The sequence below is a fragment of the Bradyrhizobium sp. CCBAU 25338 genome (genome assembly GCF_028128965.1).
GTDB classification, from domain to species: domain Bacteria; phylum Pseudomonadota; class Alphaproteobacteria; order Rhizobiales; family Xanthobacteraceae; genus Bradyrhizobium; species Bradyrhizobium liaoningense.
The window spans coordinates 1-1,794 of sequence record NZ_LFKY01000015.1; the positions used below are offsets into that span (position 1 = coordinate 1).

Sequence of the window (1,794 nt, forward strand, 5' to 3'; positions counted from 1 at the left end):
TCCTGCGTCGCCGCACCCTGCTCTTCCACCGCCGCCGCGATCGCCGACGAGATCTCCGACAGACGCTCGATGGTCGAGGAGATCTCCTTGATGGCGCCGACCGAGTCGTTGGTCGCGGCCTGGATGCCGGAAATCTGCTGGCCGATCTCCCCGGTCGCCTTCGCGGTCTGCTCGGCGAGCGCCTTCACCTCGGAAGCGACCACGGCGAAGCCACGGCCGGCTTCGCCGGCACGCGCGGCTTCGATGGTGGCATTCAGCGCAAGCAGATTGGTCTGGCCGGCGATGGTGTTGATCAGCTCGACGACGTCGCCGATGCGCGAGGCGGCCTTGGAGAGCTCGCTGACGCGTTCGGTGGTGGCGCGAGCCTGACCGACGGCATCGCCTGCCATCCGCGCCGATTCCTGCACCTGACGGCTGATCTCGCCGACCGACGAAGCCATCTCCTCCGTCGCCGAGGCGACCGATTGCACGTTGGTCGAGGCTTCCTCCGAAGCGGAGGCCACCGTGGTCGCCAATTGCTGCGAGCGTTCGGCCGTACCCGTAAGGGTGGAGGCCGACGCCTCGAGCTGCGTCGAGGCGGACGAGACCGTTCCGATGATCTGACCGACAGCGCCTTCGAAATCGTCTGCGAGCCTGATCATGTCTTGCTTGCGTTGCTCCGCATTCCGTCGCTCGGCTTCGACCTGTTCCGCCTTCAACCGCTCGACCTCGATCGCATTGGTCTTGAATACCTGGACCGCCTGGGCCATCGCGCCGATCTCGTCCTTGCGTTCGGTGCCCGATACGACCACCGATGTGTCACCCTGCGCAAGAATCCCCATCTCCGTGGTGATACGCTGGATTGGGCGGGTAACCGCGAACGCAACGCCGAAGGCGCCCACAAGCGATAGCAGAAGGGTGACGAGGCCGCCGATCAGCATGGACAGAGTTGCATTGCCTGACGCGGCGTCGGAGGCCGCTGCCCGCACCGACAACAGCGACCGCTCTTCCTTGTCCATCTCCTGCACCACGCCGCGCAAGCCATCCATCGCTTTCTTGCCGGCGCCGGATGCTTCGAGCTCGCGGGCCTTTGCCTGAGTTGCCGGATCCTTCATCAGCGCGATTTCGCGCTGCGCGATGTTGGTCGCCCAGTCACTGGCGAACGCCTTGACTTGATCAAGGCGCTTCTGCTGCGTCGCGTTATCCGAGGTCAGGCTGCCGACCTTGGCCGCCGCCGCCTGAAACTGCTTTTGTCCGGCCTCATAGGGGGCGAGAAAGCCGGCATCGCCCGACACGAGATAGCCGCGAACACCGGTTTCCTGATTGACCATGGCGCTGACAAGGCCGGAAAGCTGCTCAAGCACCTCGTAGGTATGAACGGTCATTCTTGCCGTCGAATTCATCACGCTCAGCGAATTGTAGATCGCCCCGGTGCTGCCAGCGACGACCAGGCAGATCGCGGCAAACACCGCAGAAACCTTGATGGATATGCGCAGATTATTGATCCAGGACATCAGAAACCCCAAGCCTGCCGGTGCACCAATTGCTCATCGCACGCACAGCTCCCCGAGTTGCGCACGAAGTTCGGCCCTGTTTTTATGCGCGCGACTTATGATGAAACCATTAGCCATACTCCGCATTCCTACGGAGGCAATGCGGAGCAATGCTCCGCATTCTTACCGGCCTATCGGAAAATGGAAGGTGGGCCACTCGAATACAGGCTCGGGGCCCATGTGAGGCCCCGAGCCAAGCTGTGAGCTGCCGCCGAATGGGCCGCGCCGCTGTTTTGGCCGCTGAATTACAACCGGTCAGGCC

General features: G+C 63.1%; 1 protein-coding gene. It reads right to left on the reverse strand.

All coding sequences use genetic code 11. From position 1 onward, the window contains the following. Nucleotides 1-1,493, reverse strand: a 1,493-nt coding sequence (locus ACM42_RS08415) for a methyl-accepting chemotaxis protein (RefSeq protein ID WP_271527493.1), incomplete at its 3' end; no start/stop codon positions are given. Between the last annotated feature and the right edge of the window lie 301 nt (nt 1,494-1,794).